Origin of the sequence: Vallicoccus soli (assembly GCF_003594885.1) — a bacterium.
Classification (GTDB): Bacteria; Actinomycetota; Actinomycetes; order Motilibacterales; family Motilibacteraceae; genus Vallicoccus; species Vallicoccus soli.
Genome location: NZ_QZEZ01000001.1, coordinates 319,607 through 337,222, shown reverse-complemented (window position 1 = coordinate 337,222; position 17,616 = coordinate 319,607). Strand labels below are relative to the sequence as shown.

21 protein-coding genes are annotated in these 17,616 nt (G+C 77.5%); 7 read left to right on the top strand and 14 right to left on the bottom strand.

What is annotated here, in order from left to right; translation table 11 throughout:
- Positions 1 to 7: 7 nt before the first annotated feature.
- Positions 8 to 664: a class I SAM-dependent methyltransferase gene (locus tag D5H78_RS01695; protein WP_218566113.1), complete on the top strand. Its 657-nt coding sequence runs from the start codon at positions 8 to 10 to the stop codon at positions 662 to 664.
- Between the two features lie 15 nt (positions 665 to 679).
- Here D5H78_RS01695 and D5H78_RS01690 read toward each other — a convergent pair whose 3' ends face one another.
- The 4 genes from D5H78_RS01690 to D5H78_RS01675 all read right to left on the bottom strand — a co-directional run bounded on the left by D5H78_RS01690 (position 680) and on the right by D5H78_RS01675 (position 4,490).
- A complete protein-coding gene (locus tag D5H78_RS01690; RefSeq protein ID WP_119948664.1) occupies positions 680 to 1,186 on the bottom strand; it encodes a type III secretion system chaperone family protein in 507 nt (168 codons plus the stop codon).
- Positions 1,179 to 2,444: a D-inositol-3-phosphate glycosyltransferase gene (gene mshA / locus D5H78_RS01685; protein ID WP_119949274.1), complete on the bottom strand. Its 1,266-nt coding sequence runs from the start codon at positions 2,442 to 2,444 to the stop codon at positions 1,179 to 1,181. The genes D5H78_RS01690 and mshA overlap by 8 nt, the downstream gene beginning before the upstream one ends.
- Before the next feature lie 178 nt (positions 2,445 to 2,622).
- On the bottom strand, positions 2,623 to 3,303 hold the full coding sequence (locus tag D5H78_RS01680; protein WP_119948663.1) for a response regulator transcription factor: 681 nt from the start codon (positions 3,301 to 3,303) through the stop codon (positions 2,623 to 2,625).
- The gene (locus D5H78_RS01675) at positions 3,300 to 4,490 is read right to left on the bottom strand and encodes a sensor histidine kinase (protein ID WP_218566112.1); all 1,191 of its coding nucleotides are present in this window, start codon (positions 4,488 to 4,490) and stop codon (positions 3,300 to 3,302) included. Before D5H78_RS01675 ends, D5H78_RS01680 begins: the two co-directional genes overlap by 4 nt.
- 136 nt (positions 4,491 to 4,626) lie before the next feature.
- On the opposite strand from D5H78_RS01675, the gene phoU reads away from it, so the two are divergent.
- Complete coding sequence (gene phoU / locus D5H78_RS01670; protein ID WP_119948662.1) at positions 4,627 to 5,295, top strand: phosphate signaling complex protein PhoU; 669 nt, start codon at positions 4,627 to 4,629, stop codon at positions 5,293 to 5,295.
- 92 nt (positions 5,296 to 5,387) lie between these two features.
- Here the strand turns inward: phoU and D5H78_RS01665 are convergent, their stop codons facing one another.
- Entirely contained in the window at positions 5,388 to 6,149 is a 762-nt protein-coding gene (locus D5H78_RS01665) for a phosphoglyceromutase (RefSeq protein ID WP_119948661.1), read from the bottom strand.
- A gap of 93 nt (positions 6,150 to 6,242) precedes the next feature.
- Positions 6,243 to 7,826 (bottom strand): LVIVD repeat-containing protein, encoded by a 1,584-nt coding sequence (locus D5H78_RS01660; protein WP_119948660.1) that lies wholly within the window; start codon positions 7,824 to 7,826, stop codon positions 6,243 to 6,245.
- A gap of 155 nt (positions 7,827 to 7,981) precedes the next feature.
- On the opposite strand from D5H78_RS01660, the gene D5H78_RS20200 reads away from it, so the two are divergent.
- Positions 7,982 to 8,788: a DUF305 domain-containing protein gene (locus D5H78_RS20200; RefSeq protein WP_119948659.1), complete on the top strand. Its 807-nt coding sequence runs from the start codon at positions 7,982 to 7,984 to the stop codon at positions 8,786 to 8,788.
- 18 nt (positions 8,789 to 8,806) lie between these two features.
- On the opposite strand, the gene D5H78_RS01650 is transcribed toward D5H78_RS20200, so the two are convergent.
- The 4 genes from D5H78_RS01650 to D5H78_RS01635 are packed head-to-tail and all read right to left on the bottom strand — an operon-like array spanning position 8,807 to position 11,026.
- On the bottom strand, positions 8,807 to 9,634 hold the full coding sequence (locus D5H78_RS01650) for an NUDIX domain-containing protein (protein WP_119948658.1): 828 nt from the start codon (positions 9,632 to 9,634) through the stop codon (positions 8,807 to 8,809).
- Positions 9,631 to 9,969 carry a DUF2516 family protein gene (locus tag D5H78_RS01645; RefSeq protein WP_177891080.1) on the bottom strand — a complete coding sequence of 113 codons (339 nt, stop codon included), beginning with the start codon at positions 9,967 to 9,969 and terminating at the stop codon, positions 9,631 to 9,633. Before D5H78_RS01645 ends, D5H78_RS01650 begins: the two co-directional genes overlap by 4 nt.
- 47 nt (positions 9,970 to 10,016) lie before the next feature.
- On the bottom strand, positions 10,017 to 10,529 hold the full coding sequence (locus D5H78_RS01640; RefSeq protein ID WP_119948657.1) for a hypothetical protein: 513 nt from the start codon (positions 10,527 to 10,529) through the stop codon (positions 10,017 to 10,019).
- The gene (locus tag D5H78_RS01635) at positions 10,526 to 11,026 is read right to left on the bottom strand and encodes a helix-turn-helix domain-containing protein (RefSeq protein ID WP_119948656.1); all 501 of its coding nucleotides are present in this window, start codon (positions 11,024 to 11,026) and stop codon (positions 10,526 to 10,528) included. Before D5H78_RS01635 ends, D5H78_RS01640 begins: the two co-directional genes overlap by 4 nt.
- A 159-nt stretch (positions 11,027 to 11,185) precedes the next feature.
- Here D5H78_RS01635 and D5H78_RS01630 point away from each other — a divergent pair, with 159 nt between their 5' ends.
- Genes D5H78_RS01630 through D5H78_RS01620 form a run of 3 tightly spaced genes read left to right on the top strand, consistent with a single transcriptional unit; the run spans position 11,186 to position 13,979 of the window.
- Positions 11,186 to 12,265: an NAD-dependent epimerase/dehydratase family protein gene (locus D5H78_RS01630; protein WP_119948655.1), complete on the top strand. Its 1,080-nt coding sequence runs from the start codon at positions 11,186 to 11,188 to the stop codon at positions 12,263 to 12,265.
- 4 nt (positions 12,266 to 12,269) lie between these two features.
- Complete coding sequence (locus D5H78_RS01625) at positions 12,270 to 13,079, top strand: exodeoxyribonuclease III (protein WP_119948654.1); 810 nt, start codon at positions 12,270 to 12,272, stop codon at positions 13,077 to 13,079.
- Between the two features lie 9 nt (positions 13,080 to 13,088).
- Complete coding sequence (locus D5H78_RS01620; RefSeq protein ID WP_218566111.1) at positions 13,089 to 13,979, top strand: DUF3152 domain-containing protein; 891 nt, start codon at positions 13,089 to 13,091, stop codon at positions 13,977 to 13,979.
- Here the strand turns inward: D5H78_RS01620 and D5H78_RS19150 are convergent.
- The 4 genes from D5H78_RS19150 to D5H78_RS01605 all read right to left on the bottom strand — a co-directional run bounded on the left by D5H78_RS19150 (position 13,961) and on the right by D5H78_RS01605 (position 17,032).
- Positions 13,961 to 14,455 (bottom strand): SixA phosphatase family protein, encoded by a 495-nt coding sequence (locus D5H78_RS19150; RefSeq protein WP_165865555.1) that lies wholly within the window; start codon positions 14,453 to 14,455, stop codon positions 13,961 to 13,963. The two genes, D5H78_RS01620 and D5H78_RS19150, sit on opposite strands and share 19 nt — an antisense overlap.
- 158 nt (positions 14,456 to 14,613) lie before the next feature.
- Positions 14,614 to 15,579 carry an asparaginase gene (locus tag D5H78_RS01610; protein ID WP_119948653.1) on the bottom strand — a complete coding sequence of 322 codons (966 nt, stop codon included), beginning with the start codon at positions 15,577 to 15,579 and terminating at the stop codon, positions 14,614 to 14,616.
- Entirely contained in the window at positions 15,576 to 16,160 is a 585-nt protein-coding gene (locus tag D5H78_RS19020; protein WP_123131039.1) for an RsiG family protein, read from the bottom strand. The genes D5H78_RS01610 and D5H78_RS19020 overlap by 4 nt, the downstream gene beginning before the upstream one ends.
- Positions 16,157 to 17,032: a beta-keto acid cleavage family enzyme gene (locus D5H78_RS01605; protein WP_119948652.1), complete on the bottom strand. Its 876-nt coding sequence runs from the start codon at positions 17,030 to 17,032 to the stop codon at positions 16,157 to 16,159. Before D5H78_RS01605 ends, D5H78_RS19020 begins: the two co-directional genes overlap by 4 nt.
- Before the next feature lie 36 nt (positions 17,033 to 17,068).
- Between D5H78_RS01605 and dtd the strand changes: the two genes are divergently transcribed.
- Positions 17,069 to 17,494: a D-aminoacyl-tRNA deacylase gene (gene dtd, locus D5H78_RS01600; protein WP_119948651.1), complete on the top strand. Its 426-nt coding sequence runs from the start codon at positions 17,069 to 17,071 to the stop codon at positions 17,492 to 17,494.
- Positions 17,495 to 17,616 lie beyond the last annotated feature (122 nt).

The window sequence follows — 17,616 nt, the reverse complement described above, 5'->3', positions numbered from 1 at the left end:
GCCCGCCGTGCCGGGCGCCGGGGACGACGCCCGCTCCGCGCGGCGCGTGGAGCGCTGGTTCGACGCGCACGCGCGCGACTACGACCGCGCCATGGCCGCCGCGGAGCGCCACCTGCTCGGCCCCGGGCAGCGCTCGTGGGCGACCTCGCGCGCGACGGGCTCGGTCCTCGAGCTGGGCGTCGGCACCGGCCTGAACCTCCCGCTGTACGGCCCCGGCGTCGTGCGCGTCGTGGGCGTCGACCTGTCCGCGCAGATGCTCGACCGCGCGCGCGGGCGCGCCGACCTGCTGCGCGGGCGGGGCGTCGCCGTCGAGCTGCGCCGGGGCGACGCCGCGCGCACGGGGCTGGCGGACGGCTCGGTCGACACCGTGCTCGGGACGTACGCGCTGTGCTGCGTCCCGGACCCCCTCGCGGTGCTGCGCGAGGCCCGGCGGGTGCTGCGCCCGGGCGGGCGGCTGGTCCTCGTCGAGCACGGCCCCGCCCGCCCCTGGTGGGTGCGCGCCGCGCAGCGCCTGCTGGACCCGCTGACCGTCCGGCTGCAGGCCGACCACCTGCTGCGCGACCCGCGCGGGTACGCCGAGCGGGCCGGCTTCGCCGTGCAGGAGGCGGGGCGCTCGGGACGGGCCGGCCTCGTGCACCGGGTGGCGGCCCGCAGCCCCGGCTGAGCCCGGGCGTCCCGCTCAGGCGCCCTCGCCGGGCGCGGGGCGCAGCCGGCGGAAGGCCTCGAGGTTCGCGGTGGGCTCGCCGCGCCGCTCGCGCCACGCCCACTCCCGGCGCACGGCCGAGGCGAAGCCGCGCTCGACGACGGCGTTGAACGTCCCGTCCGAGGCCTCGAGCACCTCGCCGAGCAGGCCGTCCACGACCTCGGGCACGACGGCGACGAGCGGCAGCCGCCCCACGAGCCACACGTCCCCGGCCGCGTCGAGGGCGAAGGCGACGGCCCCGGCCCGCGCGTTCCGCTCGAGCAGCATCCGGTGCACCTCGGCGTGCGCCTCGTCGGGGCGCCGCGCGACGAAGGCCCGCACGCTCAGCGCGTGCCGGCCGACCTCCAGCAGGCAGGTCGTGCGCAGGCGCGCCTCGCCCGGCAGGACGGCCGCGAAGCGGCCCGGGCCCACCTCCTCGTGCTCGACGCCGAGCGCGGCGAGGGTGCCGCGCAGCACCGCGGCGGCGCCCGCCGCGTCAGGCACCGCGGCCCGCCGCGCGCCCGCGCGCCGCCCGCGCCGCCTCCGCGTCGTCGAGCGCGCCCCGGTAGGCCGCCAGCACCCCGTCGGCCGTCGCGTCCCACCCGTGCCGCGCCGCGTGCTCGACGGCACCGAGCGACAGGCGCTGGCGCAGCCGCGGCTCGTCGAGCAGCCGGCGCAGCACCCGCGCGTAGTCGTCCGGGTCGTGCCCGTCGACGAGCAGCCCGCTCACCCCGTCCCGCACCGCGACCGGGAGCCCGCCGACCCGGCTCGCGACCACGGGGGTGCCGCACGCCTGCGCCTCGACCGCGACCAGGCCGAAGCTCTCGCTGTACGACGGCACCACCGACACGTCGGCCGCGCGGTACCAGTCGGCCAGGACCGGGCGCGGCACCGGCGGGGCGAGCGTGACGACGTCGGCGACGCCCTCGGAGCGGGCGAGCTCCTCGAGCGCGCGCGGGCGCTCGGTGCCCGACCCGCTGGGGCCGCCGAGCACGACCACCTGGAGCCTGCGGCGCAGCGCCGGGTCGTCCGCCACGAGCCGCGCCGCGGCGCGCACGAGCACGTCGGGCGCCTTGAGCGGCTGCACGCGGCCGACGAAGAGCAGGACGGCGGCGTCGGGCCGTACGCCGAGCCGGGCGCGCGCCGCGGCCCGGTCGCCGGGGCGGAACAGCTCGAGGTCCACCCCCGGCGGGACCACCGCCACGCGCCGCGGGTCGGCGCCGTAGAGGTCGACCAGCTGCCCGGCCTCGAGCCGGGTGTTCGCCAGCAGCCGGTCGGCCGCGTCGACGACCTGCTGCTCGCCGATCTCGCGCGACCGCGGCTCCGGGGCGTCGCCGGCGGCCAGGGACAGGTTCTTGACCCGCGCCATGGTGTGCATGGTGTGCACGAGCGGCACGCCCCAGCGCTCCGCGGCGAGCCAGCCGACCTGGCCCGAGAGCCAGTAGTGCGAGTGGACGAGGTCGTAGTGCCCGGCGGCGCGGCCCGCCTCGACGCGCAGGGCCCCCGCCACCAGGGCGCACAGCTGGCTGGGCAGGTCCTCCTTGGGCAGCGGCTCGTACGGCCCCGCGGGCAGGTGCCGCACCAGGACGCCGTCCGCGAGCTCGACCGCGGGCGCGAGGCCGGGGCGGGCGGCCCGGGTGAGGACCTCGACCTCGGTGCCGCGGGCGGCGAGCCGGCGGGCGAGCTCGACGACGTACACGTTGAGCCCGCCAGCGTCGCCGGTGCCGGGCTGGTCGAGCGGGGACGTGTGGACCGAGAGCATGGCGACCCGGCGCGGGCGCGCCGGGCGCCGCGCGCTCAGGCTGCCGACCGCCGCCGTACCGCCGCGCACCGCCACCGCACCCTCCCGCCGCCCGAGCGCCCGCGCAGGTCGGCGGGCCACCGTCGATCCTGCCCTGCCGCGGGCCCCGCGACGCGGCGGGGTCGGGCCCGCCCGCGGCTCAGGGCTCGAACTTGTAGCCCAGGCCCCGGACCGTGACGAGGTGCTTCGGCGAGGCGGGGTCGGGCTCGACCTTGCTGCGCAGCCGCTTGACGTGCACGTCGAGCGTCTTGGTGTCGCCGACGTAGTCCGAGCCCCAGACGCGGTCGATGAGCTGCATGCGGGTGAGCACGCGCCCCGCGTTGCGCAGGAGCATCTCGAGCAGCTCGAACTCCTTGAGCGGCATCTGCACCGTCTCGCCGCCGACGGTGACGACGTGCCGGTCGACGTCCATGCGCACCGGCCCGGCCTCGAGGGCGCCCGCGTCGGGCTCCTCGGCCTCGCCGCCGCGGCGCATGACCGCGCGCATGCGCGCGACGAGCTCGCGGGAGCTGAACGGCTTGGTGACGTAGTCGTCGGCGCCGAGCTCGAGCCCGACGACCTTGTCCACCTCGCTGTCCTTCGCGGTCAGCATGATGACCGGCACCTGCGAGCGGGTCCGCAGCTGGCGGCACACCTCGGTGCCCGGCAACCCGGGCAGCATGAGGTCGAGCAGCACGATGTCGGCCCCGGTGCGGGCGAACTCCTCGAGGGCGGCGGGGCCGTCGGGGGCGACGGCGACCTCGTACCCCTCCTTGCGGAGCATGTAGGACAGGGCGTCGCTGAACGACTCCTCGTCCTCGACGACGAGCACACGGGTCACGTGGCGGCCTCCTGCACGGGCAGCGGGTCGGGCAGCGGGTCGGGCGCCTCGTGGGTGGACCCCACCGGCAGGCGCAGGGTGAAGGTCGAGCCCGCGCCCTCGACGCTCCACACGCTCAGCTCGCCGCCGTGGTTGGCGACGACGTGCTTGACGATGCTCAGGCCGAGCCCGGTGCCGCCGGTCATGCGGGAGCGGGCCGGGTCGACGCGGTAGAAGCGCTCGAAGATGCGCTCGAGGTCGCGCTCGGGGATGCCGATCCCCTGGTCGGCGACGCTGACCTCGACGACGTCGCCGGTGCGGCGCACGCCCACGGTCACCTGGGTGTGCTGCGGGCTGTAGCTCACCGCGTTGTCGACGAGGTTGCGCAGCGCGGTGACGAGCAGGCCCTCGTCGCCGAGCACGTGCACGCCCTGGTCGCCGCCGTGCGCCAGGCGGATGCCCTTGGCGCCGGCGATGAGCCGCGAGCGGTCCACGGCCTCGGCGACGACGTGGTCGAGGTCGACGAGCTCGGGGGCGTCGAGGGCGTCCTGGCCCTGCAGCCGCGACAGGTCGATGATGTCCTGCACGAGCACGCTGAGCCGCTCGGCCTCGTGCTGCATCCGCCCGGCGAAGCGGCGCACGGCCTCGGGGTCGTCGGAGGCGCCGCTGACCGCCTCGGCGAGCAGGCGCAGCGCCCCGACGGGGGTCTTGAGCTCGTGGCTGACGTTGGCGACGAAGTCGCGGCGCACGGCCTCGACCCGCAGCGACTCGGTGCGGTCGTCGACGAGGACGAGCACGAGCGCGCCGCCGGCGAGCGGGGCGGCGCGCACCTGCGCCTGCACCTGCTGGGCGGTCAGGGCGCCGCGCGGCACCTGCACCTCGGCGTCGCGGGCGTGCCCGTCGTCGCGCACCCGCTCGACGAGCTCCTGCAGCGCCGGCGTGCCCAGGGCCTGCCCGCGCACCACGCCGGAGGCGTACGCGGCCGGGCTCGCGCGCACCACCCGGCCCTGCGCGTCGACCACGGCGGCCGAGTGGCGCAGCGCGGCGAGCACCTCCGCCACGCCCGCCGGCACGTCCGCCGCCACCGCGCGCTCCCCCCGCTCGACCTCCTGCGCCGCGGGGCGCCCGCGCAGCGCGACGAGGGCCGCGGCGGCGCCGAGCAGGAGCCCGGCGACGGCGGCCAGCACGACGGCGGCGGTCGACCCCACACGGTGATCGTAGGCACGCGCAGGGCTCGGGACCGACCGCGCAGGGCCCGCACGACCGGATGTTCACCTCCGGGTCCGGGGTCGTTCAGCCCCGGGTGGCACCATCGGCGGTCGGACCCACGAGGACAGGAGCACCATGCGCGACGCCTTCCACGAGGCCCTCGACGGCCTCAACGACGACCTCGTCGAGATGACGCGGCTCGTCGGGTCGGCCATGGGCCGCGCCTCGCAGGCGCTGCTCGACGCCGACCTCGAGCTGGCCGAGAGCGTCATCGCCGCCGACGAGGCGGTCGACAAGCTCCACCACGACCTCGAGGCGCGGGCCGTGGAGCTGCTGGCCCGCCAGCAGCCGGTCGCCACCGACCTGCGCATCGTCGTCACCACCCTGCGGATGAGCGCCGAGCTCGAGCGCATGGGCGACCTGGCGCGCCACGTCGCCAAGGTCGCGCGGCTGCGCTACCCGGACTCCGCGGTGCCGCCGCAGGCCCGCGGCACCATCCTGGAGATGAGCCAGGTCGCCGAGCGCATCGTCGTCAAGTGCGGCTCGGTGGTGGCCAGCAAGGACGTCGAGGCCGCGCTGCAGCTCGAGCGCGACGACGACGAGATGGACCGCCTGCACCGCCTGCTCTTCCGCCACCTGCTCGACGGGTCGTGGGACCAGGGCATGGAGTGCGCGATCGACCTCACCCTCATCGGCCGCTACTACGAGCGCTACGCCGACCACGCCGTCACCGTCGCGGGGCGCGTCGTCTACCTCGTCACCGGCGAGTACCCGGCGACGAACGGCCTCGCCCAGGGGGCCTGAGCCCCCCGGCGGGACCCGTACCGCGCGAGCAGCCCCCGGCCGGAGGCCGGGGGCTGCTGCGTGCTGCGCGGGCGGGGCGCCCGCCGGGGGCCCTACCGCTTGCGGCCCTGGGCGGCGACGGCGGCCGCGGCCGTCGCGGCGGCCTCGGGGTCGAGGTACTCCCCGCCCGGGACGGTCGGGCGCAGGTCGGCGTCGAGCCGGTAGACCAGCGGGATGCCGGTGGGTATGTTGAGCCCGGCGATGTCGGTGTCGCTGATGCCGTCGAGGTGCTTGACGAGCGCGCGCAGGGAGTTGCCGTGCGCGGCGACGAGGACGGTCTGGCCGCGGCGCAGGTCGGGGACGACGGCGTCGTACCAGTAGGGCAGCATCCGCACCACGACGTCGGCGAGGCACTCGGTGCGCGGCAGCACCTCCGGCGGCAGGTCGAGGTAGCGCGCGTCGCCGACCTGGCTGAACTCGGCGTCGTCGGCGAGCGGCGGCGGGGGCGTGTCGTAGGAGCGGCGCCAGAGCATGAACTGCTCCTCGCCGAACTCGGCGAGCGTCTGCGCCTTGTCCTTGCCCTGCAGGGCGCCGTAGTGCCGCTCGTTGAGCCGCCACGAGCGCCGGACGGGCACCCAGTGCCGGTCGGCCTCGTCGAGCGCGAGCACCGAGGTCTTGATCGCCCGCCGCAGCACGCTCGTGTGGCAGACGTCGGGCAGCAGGCCCTGCTCGCGCAGCAGCCGGCCGCCGCGCAGCGCCTCCCCGCGGCCCTTCTCGGTGAGGTCGACGTCGACCCACCCGGTGAAGAGGTTCTTCTCGTTCCACTCGCTCTCGCCGTGGCGGAGCAGCACCAGGGTGTACGGGGCGTCGGCCATGCGGCTCACCCTAGCGAGCGGCGGCCCGGCCCCTCCCGCGAGGGAGGGACCGGGCCGCCGGGGTGGTGCGGGTCGGGCGGTGCTGCCGAGCCGTCAGTACTGCGGCTGCGACTGCGGGTTGAAGTGCTCCTGCTCGTAGCGGTAGGACTTCGCGCCGTTGACCAGCGGGTGCCGGACGTCGAGGACGTCGAGGCCCTTCTGGATGTCGCTGGAGATGATCTTGCCGTTGTACCAGTACGCCGACCACGAGCCGCCGAGCACGAGGCGCTCGTCGTCGAGGGCGCCGCGGTCGAACCACGCGAGCTCGACCGGGTTCTCCGAGTCGGTGAAGTCGAAGACGGAGATGCCGCCCTGGTACCAGGCCTGGACCATGATGTCGCGGCCCTCGACCGGGATCAGCGAGCCGTTGTGCGCCACGCAGTTCTCGGTGTCGGACTGCGCCCGCGGGATCTTGTAGTACGACTTGAAGACGAGCTCGCTGTCGCGGCCCTCGCCCTCGATGTCGTAGATGCCGTCCGCGCCGCGGTTCGGGCCCACCTGCGGGTTGCAGGTCGGCGCGCCGCCGCCGCCGAGCTCGTCGGTGAAGACGACCTTGGTGCCGGCGTTGTTGAAGGTCGCCGAGTGCCAGAACGAGAAGTTCTTGTTGTCCCGGACCTGGTCGATGACCTTCGGGGCGAGGCGGTCGGAGATGTCCCAGAGGACGCCGTCGCCCATGCAGGCGCCGGCCGCGATGTCCTTCTCCGGGTACGCGGTGATGTCGTGGCAGCCGGTCGTCGCGGACCAGCCGTTGGGGTTCTGCTTGGTCGGGCCGCTGCCCGGGTTGCCGCCGCGCGGGAAGAGCACCGGCTCGGCCGCGACCCTCGCCGAGGCCGGGTCGTCGAGCGGGACCTCGACGATGCTGATCTTGTCGTGCGGGGGCTGGCAGTCCGCGAGCTGGGGCGACGGCGAGTAGCTGCTGACGTAGAGGTACGCCGTCTCGCCGGCCTTGTCGGGCACGAGCGTGTGGGTGTGCGAGCCGCAGTCGGTCTCGACGGCCGCGACGTAGCGCGGGCCCTTGACGTCGCTGATGTCGAAGACCTTGATGCCCTCCCAGTAGTCCGTGAGGACCTGGGTCGGGTCGGTCGTGCTGATCGGCGCCGCCGGGCCGCTCTGGCACGAGTCGTCCGTGCGCCGCGAGTCGGTCGACAGGAACAGCAGGTCGCCCATGACCGACACGTCGTTCTGCGAGCCCGGGCACACGACCTGGGTGACGCGCTGCGGCCGGGCCGGGTTCTTGACGTCGTAGATCACGAAGCCGTCGTAGTTGCCGATGAAGGCGTAGTCGCCCTGGAAGGCGATGTCGCTGTTGAAGGACGACTCCTGGGCGAAGGCGCCGGCCTTCGGGATGTTGGCGAGCAGCGCCATGCGCTTGCTGGCCTGCGCGCCCTCGGGGAGCACGCCGGCGGCCTTGGCCTCGGCCTTGGCGGCCGCACCCTCGGCGGGCGCCTCGCCCGGCAGGCATCGCTGCAGGAAGTCCGCCGTGCGCTGCACCGCCTGGCCCTGCTCGCAGTCGTCCGGCGCCGCGGTGGCCAGGGTGGCCGGCACCAGCGCGGTGGCGAGCCCGGCGACGAGCGTCCCCGCGCCGACGAGCGCGCCGAGCCGGGTACGGCCCCCGGGCGCGCGGTTGGTTCGCGTCATTCGACCTGCCTTCACTCGTCCGTCGCACGGGCGACGGAGTGCGGTGTGGTGCACCGCACTATGTCGTAGGTTGGGCCGCGGGAACAGACCCCATTTCCGCACGGACGGTGCTGCAGGCACCTACGCACCGTCGTCGAGCAGCACCGGAGGACCGCATGGCGGCAGGCGGGCGGCGGCCCGGTCGAGGCACGGCGGGACGGCCCGGGGGCAGGCTCGGGCGCCGGGCGGGCGCGCTCGCGCTGGCGGCGGGCGTGGCGCTGCTCGGCGCCGGCTGCTCCGGCGCGGGCACGGACGCGGCCGGGTCGCCGGCCGCGGCGCCCTCCTCCGCGCCGGCGCCCACGGGCACGCCCGACGGGGCCGTGGAGGTCCTGCCCGGGCGCCCCGGCGAGCCCAACCGCACGGGCACCGGGTCGCTCGCGCCGGCGCCGCAGCACAACGCCGCGGACGCGGAGTTCGTGACGACGATGGTCCCGCACCACGCGCAGGCCCTGGAGATGGCGGCGCTGGCGCCCGACCGGGCGCAGGACCCGTCCGTGGCCTCGCTCGCCGCGCGCATCGCGGCGTCGCAGGGGCCCGAGGTGCACCAGATGGCCGCGTGGCTGCAGGCGGCGGACCTCCCGGTGCCGGCCGAGGCCGAGCGCGCGGGGGTGCAGGTGCCGGGCGAGGACGGGGGGCACGGCGGGCACGGCGGGCACGAGGGGCACGGGGACCACGCCGGTCACGAGGGCATGCCGGGGATGGCCACGCCCGAGCAGATGGAGCAGCTCGAGGCCGCGAGCGGCGCCGCGTTCGACCGGATGTTCCTCGAGCTCATGATCGCGCACCACGAGGGCGCGCTCACCATGGCCGAGCAGCTGCGGGCGACGGGCGGCGCGGACGTGCAGGTCGAGGAGATGTCCGACCACGTCATCGCCACCCAGACCGCCGAGATCGAGCGGATGCGCGGCCTGCTGGCGGGCTGAGGGACCTGCGCCCCGCGCCTACGCCCCCAGCAGGGCCAGGGTGCCGGCGGCGGGGGCGGTGAGGGTCCCCGGCGGGCGGCGGGCCCACAGCGCGGGCAGCGCGTCGAGCGGGACGAGGTCGCGGTCGTCGTACTCGGACGGGTGCGGGTGCGGCCCGCCGGGCGGGACCTCCCCGGCCCGCAGGTCGAGCCGGACGCAGACGTCGGGGCGCAGGCGCCGCACGTCGTGCGCGAGCCCGAGCACCACCAGCCGTCGCGCGACGTCCGCGGCGTCGAGCACGACGCCGAGCTCCTCGCGCAGCTCGGTGGCGACGGTCGCCGCGAGCGGGTCGGGGGCGCCGTCCTCGAGCATCCCGGACGGGGCCACGTGCCAGGCGCCGGGGTCGGCGGCGAGGCCGGCGCGGCGCCGGCCCAGGACGAGGTGCGCCCGCCCGCCCACGGGGACCGTGCACGCGACGGACACCCCGACCGCCGCGGCGCGCCCGGCGCCGCTGGTCCACGGGTCCCCCGCCGCGGCGAGCGCGCGGCGGCGCAACGGCCCGTCGGGGTCGTGCTGCGCCTCGGCCCGCAGCGCGTCGCAGGTGGCGAGCATCGCGAAGTAGGACGAGGGCCGGACGACCAGGCCGTCCTCCGACGCGCTCCAGAGCGCGAGGAGGGCGCCGTCGAACGTGCCGGGGCTGCGGGCCAGGACGGCGTCGCGGTGGGCGGCCCCGGCCGCGAGCAGGGCTGGGTCGACCGGCAGCGGCGCCGGGTCGAGCACGACGCGCGCGCCGGCCGGCAGCGGCACCACCGCCACCGGGTGCCCGGCCCCCGCCCGCACGACCGGCGCGGGCGGCGGGAGCGTCACCAGGGGCCGTACGGGCCCATGTGCTGCCCGCCCGCGCCGCCGCGCCCGGTGAGGGAGCGCAGGGCCGGGCGCACGTCGACGAGGTAGACCGCCGCGGCGACGAGGCCGATGATGTTGAGGAAGTTCAGCGGGTAGAGGATCGCGACCTGCACGGCGAGGGTGACGCCGAGGATCGCGAGCCACAGGCCCTTGGTGCGCTTGCCGGCGGCCGGGTAGAGCTCGGACCGGTGGCGCAGGGCGTCGACCAGCGCGAACACCTTGACGCCGACCTGCAGCGCGAGCAGCGCGAGCACGACGACGTTCTGCACACCGGCGACGGCCTGGAAGGGTTCCACCCGACCAGGGTACGGCGCGGGGGCCCGCGCCGTACCCCGCGAGCGGGTCAGCCCACCTGGTCGGCGGACTGCTTCGCGGCGCGGCGGGCGCTGGCGGCGGTGCGGCGCGCGGCGTTCGCCGTGCCCTCGGCGGAGCGGCGGGTGCGCGCCGCGCCCTTGCGGGCGGTGGCGACGGTGGACTCCGCGGCCCGCTCGGTCGCCTCGACCCGCTCCTGCACCTCGCGCACGGCCGGCTGGCGGCGCACGCGGGTCACGAGGTCCTCGCCGCGGGCGGCCAGGCCGTCGTACGCCGCGGCCAGCTGCCCGGCGGCCTGCTCGGCGGCGGCGCGGGGCGCCGGCACCTCGGCGCGCAGCCCGGCGAGGCGGGCGGGGACGCCGCGCAGCGCGGCGACGGCGAGGTCGCCGGCGCCGGCGAGGGCGTACGCGGGGCGGCGCAGCTCGGGCCGGTCGGCCAGGCTGCGCAGCTCGCGCAGGTCGGGCAGCTCGGGCAGGCGCAGGTCGGGCAGCTCGACCGAGCGCAGCTCGGGCAGGGGCAGGCGCGGGGTGCGCAGGGTGGTCATCGGTCCTCCAGGGGTCCGGTGGTCTCGGTGGTCTCGGTGGTCCCGGTGGTCCCGGCGGGGTCGGCGGGGCCGGCGGGGTCGGCGGCGGGGTCCTCGGGGTCGGCGGTGGGCTCGTCGACGGCCCCGGCGGCCTCGCTCAGCGCCTCGCGGCGGAACGAGGCGTGGATGTCGAGCAGGACGCGCTTCTGGCGCTGGGTGAGGACGGGGTCGGCGAGGATCGCCGTGACGACCTCGTGCCCTCCCTCGCGCTCCTCGAGGAAGCCCGCGCGGACGTAGAGCGTCTCCGCCGAGATCCGCAGCGCCTTCGCGATCTGCTGGAGGATCTCGGCGCTCGGCTTGCGCAGCCCCCGCTCGATCTGGCTCAGGTAGGGGTTGGACACCCCCGCGGCGTCGGCGAGCTGGCGCAGCGACCACTGGGCACTGCGCCGCTGCTCGCGGATGTAGTCCCCGACGCTGCCCTGCAGGGAGCCCAGCGACCCGACGTCGATCCTCGCCATGCCCCCAGGGTGCCCCACCGTGCTAGCTCGTGCAAGCGCCGTGCTCGCTGGAGTTGCTCGCGGGCCGGTTCCCCGCGCCGCCGCGCGGGGTAGGGGGCGGCCGGTCGGGACAGGTCGGACGGGTGCGGCAGCCGCGGGAGCGGAGCGAGGAGGAGCCGGGTGCGGGTCGTCGTCACGGGCGCGAGCGGGAACCTCGGCACGGCGCTGCTGCGCCGGCTGGTCGACGGGCACGACGTCGTGGGGGTCGCCCGGCGGCCGCCGCGGGGCGGGGAGCCGTACGAGGGGGCGACCTGGCACGCCCTGGACCTCGGCGACGCCTCGGCGGCGTCGCGGCTGCGGGAGGTCGTCGAGGGGGCCGACGCCGTCGTCCACCTGGCGTGGCTCTTCCAGCCCTCGCACGACACCGCGTACCTCGAGCGGGTCGGCGTCGGCGGCAGCCGGGCGGTCGTGCAGGCCGTGCGCCGCGCGGGCGTGCCGCACCTGGTGCACCTGTCCTCGCTCGGGGCGTACTCCCCCGGCCCGGACGACCGCCGCGTCGACGAGGCGTGGCCGACCGGCGGGGTCTCCTCGCTGGCGTACAGCCGGCACAAGGTCGCCGTGGAGCGCCTGCTCGACGAGGTCGAGCGCGACGAGGCGGACCGGCCCGACGACGAGCGGCTGCGCATCGCGCGGATGCGCCCCGGGATCGTCCTGCAGGGCGCCGCGGGCTCGGCGCTGCTCCGGTACGGCCTGCCGGCCTGGGTCCCGTCGTCCGTCGTGCGGCACGTGCCGGTGCTGCCGCTGGACCGCTCGCTGGTCTTCCAGGCGGTGCACACCGACGACGTCGCCGACGCGCTCGTGCGGGTGCTCGAGCGCCGGGCGGAGGGCGCCTTCAACCTCGTCGCCGACCCGCCGGTGACCCGCGACCTCATCGCCGAGGTGCTGGGGGCCCGTGCCGTGCACGTGCCGTACCCGGTGGTGCGCGCCGCCGCGGCCGCCGCCTGGCAGGCCCGGCTGCAGCCCCTCGACCCCGGCTGGATCGACCTCGCCTTCGCCGTGCCGCTGCTCGAGGCCGCCCGCGCCCGGGAGGTGCTCGGCTGGGAGCCCGCCACCGACGCGCGCAGCGCGCTCGCGGAGGCGGTCGCCGCGATGGGCGCCGGCGCGGGCACGACGAGCCCCGTCCTGCGCCCGCGGCGCGTCCTCGACGAGCTGGCCCGGGCCGTGCGCTCGGCGCCGAAGGCGACCCGGAAGGAGACCTGAGCGGGTGCGCGTCGCGACCTGGAACGTCAACAGCGTCGGCGCCCGCCTGCCCCGCCTGCTCGGCTGGCTGCAGGAGGCCGCGCCCGACGTGGTCTGCCTGCAGGAGACCAAGTGCGCGGCCGACGCGTTCCCGGCCGAGCAGGTCGCCGAGCTCGGCTACGCCACGGCGGCGCACGGCACGTCGCGCTGGAACGGCGTCGCCCTGCTGAGCCGGGTGGGGCTCGAGGACGTGCGGCGCGGCCTCGACGACGAGCCCGGCTTCCCCGACCCCGAGGCGCGGGCGGTGGGCGCGACCTGCGGCGGGGTGCGGCTGTGGTCCGTCTACGTGCCGAACGGGCGCGAGCCGGGGCACCCGCACTACGCGTACAAGCTCGCCTGGCTCGAGGCGCTGCGCGCCACCCTCGCGGCCGAGCTCGGCCCGCGCCCGCTCGCGGTCCTCGGCGACTTCAACGTCGCGCCGACGGACGCCGACGTCTGGGACGCGGCCGCGTTCGCGCAGTCCACCCACGTCACCCCGCCCGAGCGCGAGGCGCTGGGCCGGCTGCGCGCCCTGGGCCTCGGCGACGTCGTCCCGCGCCCCGGCAAGGGGCCGCACCCCTTCACCTACTGGGACTACCGGGCCGGCATGTTCCACAAGGACCTCGGGATGCGCATCGACCTCGTCTACGGCGACGGCGCCTTCACCGCCGCGGTGCGCGACGCGTACGTCGACCGGGAGGCCCGCAAGGGCAAGGGGCCCTCGGACCACGCCCCGGTCGTGGTGGACCTCGCGCTCGACGCGCCGCTGCCGGACCCCGCGGCGCCGCCCGCCTAGCCTGGCCCCGTGCCGGACCCCGCCGACCCGACGCCCCGCCCGACGCCCCGCCCGACGCCCCGCCCCGCGCCCTCCGCACCCGGAGCCCCCGGGCGGCGCCGGCCGGGACGGCCCTCGGCCGCGGTGTACCGGCGCCGGCGGCTCGGCGTGCTGGCCGGGCTCGTCGCGGCCGGGCTCGTCGTGACCGCGGGGGTGCGCGCCGCGGGCGGCGACGAGGACGCGCCCGCCGCCCTCGTCGGGACCAGCGGCACCTCGCCCGCGGCCGGACCCACCGCCACCGCGCCCCCGCCGACGGCGCGGACGACCCCGGCGGCCCGGGCGCCGCGCCCGGCGCCGACCCCGTGGACGCAGGACCGGCCCGTCGAGGTGCCGCGGTCCGCCGGCGGGTCGCTGGGGACGTACGGGCTCGACCTGCCGGCGACGGTCGAGGACGGCGACACCGTCCGGTACGCGGTCGAGGTGGAGCGCGGGCTGCCCTTCGACGGCGCCCGCTTCGCCCGTGCGGTGCACGAGATCCTCGTCGACGAGCGCGGCTGGCAGGGGGTGCTCGGCGTGCGGTTCGTGCAGGTCGCCGACCGCGGCGCGGCCGACCTCACGGTCACCCTCGCCTCGCCCGACCGCACGGACGAGCTCTGCGCGCCGCTGCTGACGTACGGGCGCGTCTCGTGCTGGAACGGCGAGCGCGCGGTCATCAACGCGCTGCGCTGGGGCCGGGGCTCGGAGACCTACGGGGACGACCTCGAGGGGTACCGCCGCTACCTCGTCGCCCACGAGGTCGGGCACGGCCTCGGGCGGCACCACGTGGGCTGCCCGGAGCCGGGCGCGCCCGCGCCGGTCATGGTGCAGCAGACCAAGAGCCTCGAGGGCTGCCGGGCGAACCCCTACCCGGCGACCGCCTGACGCTGCTCCGCCCGGGGCCCCGGCACGAGGGGCGCGGCGGGGGCGGGGAGCACGCGGACCGGCGTCGCCCCCGCCTGGAGCGGGTGCTCCACGAGCCAGGCGCCGCCCTTCTCCGGCTCGCCGTGCGACCACGCGAGCCCGAGGGCGACGAGGACCTCCCCGTGCGTGCACACCAGCGCGCCGGCGGCGCCCGGGCTCCGCAGCAGCGCGAGGACGTCGCCGACGCGCGCGTCCGGGCGCAGCGCCGCGTGCTCCTCGACCGCGAGCCCCCGCGCGGCGGCCAGCGGCTCGACGGTCCGGCGGCAGCGCACCAGCGGGCTCGTCAGGACCCGGCGCACGGGCACGGCGCCGAGCAGCGGGACGAGCTGCAGCGCCTGCGCCGCGCCCGCGGGCTCGAGCGGGCGGAGCGCGTCGTCGCCGGCCCAGCGGGCCTTGTCGCCGGCGAGGGCGTGGCGGACGAGCACGGTACGGGCCACGGGGCGCCTCCTGCTGGACGGACCCGGCCCCCGTGCCGAGGTGCGCGCCCACCGCGCACGGCACCAGGACACCACGCCGGGACCGCTCCCGCCAGCGTTCCGGCAAGCGTGTGCCGGAGATCGCACCGGCGGGGTGGTCGCGGGTCCGCGCCGACGCCTCAGAGCGCGGCGCGCACCTCGCCCACGGGGCGCCCGTGCCCCAGGACCGGCACGTGCGCGACGGCGTCGAGGGCGGTCCCGTCCGTACCGTCCGGCAGCCCGGCCCGGCGCAGCGCCGCCACCAGCAGGCCCGGCCGGGCCCGCTCCGCGCCGTCGTGGACCTTGAGCGCGACGGCCGCGCCGGAGGCGAGGCCCGCGGCGTACACGCCCTCGGCGCCGTCCTTGGCGACGAGGCCGGGGACCGCCCGCATGGCGCGGGTGACGTCGCGGCCGGTGCCGCCGACCAGCTCGGGGTGCGCGGTCATCGCGCGGGCGACGCGGTGCTCCGGGGTGCCCTCGGGCGCGGTGGCCAGCGCGGCGAACCCGCGGGCCAGGCCGGCGGTGCCGACGGCGAAGAGCGGCGCGCCGCACCCGTCGACGCCCACCGCCGCCACCGGCTCGCCGGTGAGGCGCTCCACCGCCGCGCGCAGGCCGCGCTGCAGCGGGTGGTCGGCGTCGAGGTACGACCCCGTGGGCCACCCGGCGGCGACGCACGCCGCGAGCATCCCGGCGTGCTTGCCGGAGCAGTTCATGAGCACCGGGTCGCGCCCGCCGCCGGCGCGCAGCAGCCGGGTGGCCGCCTCGCGGTCGAGCGGCAGGTCCGGCGGGGTGCGCAGCGCCGACTCGTCCAGGCCCGCCGTCGCGAGCAGCCGCCGGACCCCGGCGACGTGGTACGGCTCCCCCGAGTGGCTCGCGCAGGCCAGCGCCAGCAGGTCGTCGGGCAGGTCGAGGCCGGCCTCGAGCAGCCCGACCGCCTGCAGCGGCTTGTTGGAGGAGCGGGGGAAGACCGGGGCGTCGACGTCCCCCGCGGCGTGCAGCAGCGCCCCGTCGGCGCCGAGGACCGCGACCGTCGCGGTGTGCGTGCTCTCGACGACGCCCGAGCGGACGACCTCGACCGTGCTGGGGCTCGCGGGGGCGCCGCTCACCGCTCGGGCAGCAGGTCGTCGACGCGCGCCTGGCCCTCGGTGTAGCGGCGGGCGACCTCCGCGGTGCAGGCGTCCATGGCCTCCTGCACCCGGCGCCGGCTCGCCGACACCCGGTGCTCGAAGTCCTCGACGCGCGCCAGGGCCGCGCGCAGCTCCTCGTCGCTCGCCCCCGTGACGTCCGAGATGCCCACGTCGGCGACGACCTGCTCGACCTCGCGGCGGTGCTCGTCGACCCGGCTCGGCTCCACGGACAGGAAGCGGCCGAGGCCGTGGTCGCTGCGCTGGCGCTGGTCCCCGCGCGGGGCGTCGGTGAGGACCTCGGTCAGGCGGCGCACGAGCTCCTCGTCGCCGCCGGCGCCGCCGACGTGGCTCCCGCCGGCACGGCGGGCGATCTCCGCGCGCAGGATGTCCGAGCGGCCCTGGAGCATCCGGCGCACGTACGAGAGGTCGGCCTCCTCCTGCTCCGCCTCGCGGCGGCGCTCGCGCACCTCCTGCAGCGGCAGGTCGGCCAGCCCCTCGAGGAAGCCCTCGCCGAGCACCCGGTCGATGCGCCGGCGGCCCCCCGGCATCGGATCGGTCATCGCGCGCCCCCCTGGATCGCTGTGGTCCTGTCCTCGATGCCGAGCATCCCGCGCGCCTCGGCCGGCGCCATCGCCGGGCGCTGCGCGAGCTCCGCGAGCCGGGCGGCCCGCTCCACGAGCTCGGCGTTGTCGCGCACCGGCCGGCGCGGGCCGAAGCTCAGCGTGTCCTCCATGCCCACCCGCAGGTGCCCGCCCGCACTGAGGGCCGCGAGCGCCACGGGCAGCGTCGTGCGGCCGATGCCCGTCGCCGACCAGGTCGCGCCCTGCGGCAGCGCCTGGACGGCCGCCACGAGCGCCGCGGCGGTGCCGGGCATGCCGCCCGGGACCCCCATGACGAGGTCGCAGTGCACGTGGCCGCCGTGCGGCGCCCCGTGCCCGTCGAGCAACCGGTGCAGGCGCTCGACGTGGCCGAGGTCGAACAGCTCGAACTCCGGGACGACGCCCGCGTCCTGCGACCGGCGGTAGAGCTCGCTCACGAACGGCCACGGGTTGAGGAACACGTCGTCGCCGAAGTCGACGGTGCCGGTGGTGAGCGAGCAGGCGTCCGGCTGCGCGTCGAGCACGGCGAGGCGGGCGTCGTAGCCGTCCCGCACGCTGCCGCCCGTGGAGAGCTGCACGACGAGCGAGGTGCGCTCGCGCAGCGCGTCGACGGTGTCGCGCAGGACCACCGGGTCCAGCGTCGGGCGGGTGTCGGCCCCGCGCACGTGCACGTGCACCACGGCGGCGCCGGCCGCCTCGCAGGCCACCGCGGTCGCCACGAGCTCGTCGAGCGTCACCGGGAGCGCCGGGCAGTCGGCCTTGGCCGTCTCGGCGCCGGTCGGCGCGACGGTGATGAGCGTCGCGCGCGGCGCACGTCCGGTCCCCCCTGCCATGGCGGGCATCGTGCCACGTCCGGGAGGATCGGCGCCGTGCGGGCGGTGGTGCAGCGGGTGGCGTCGGCGAGCGTGAGCGTCGGCGGGTCGGTCGTCGGCGCCGTCGAGGGCCCGGCGCTGCTCGTCCTCGTCGGGGTCACCCACGCCGACGACGCGGCGACGGCCCGGCGGCTCGCGGAGAAGGTGCACGGCCTGCGCGTGCTGCCCGGCGAGCGCTCCTGCGCCGACCTCGGCGCCCCGCTGCTCGTCGTCAGCCAGTTCACGCTGTACGGCGACACGCGCAGGGGCCGGCGCCCCACCTGGTCCGCCGCCGCCCCCGGCGAGGTGGCCGAGCCCCTCGTCGACGCCGTCGTCGCCGCCCTGCGCGACCTCGGCGCGCACGTCGAGACCGGCGTCTTCGGCGCCGACATGCAGGTCGCCCTCGTCAACGACGGCCCCCTCACCCTGCTCGTGGAGGTGTGAGGCCGCTCCGGCTGCACGGTCGTCGCCGGGGAGCTGCATGATCGCGGCCGTCCTCGTGGCCGCGATCATGCATCTCCTCGGCCGCGATCATGCAGTTCCTCGGCCACGATCATGCACCTGGC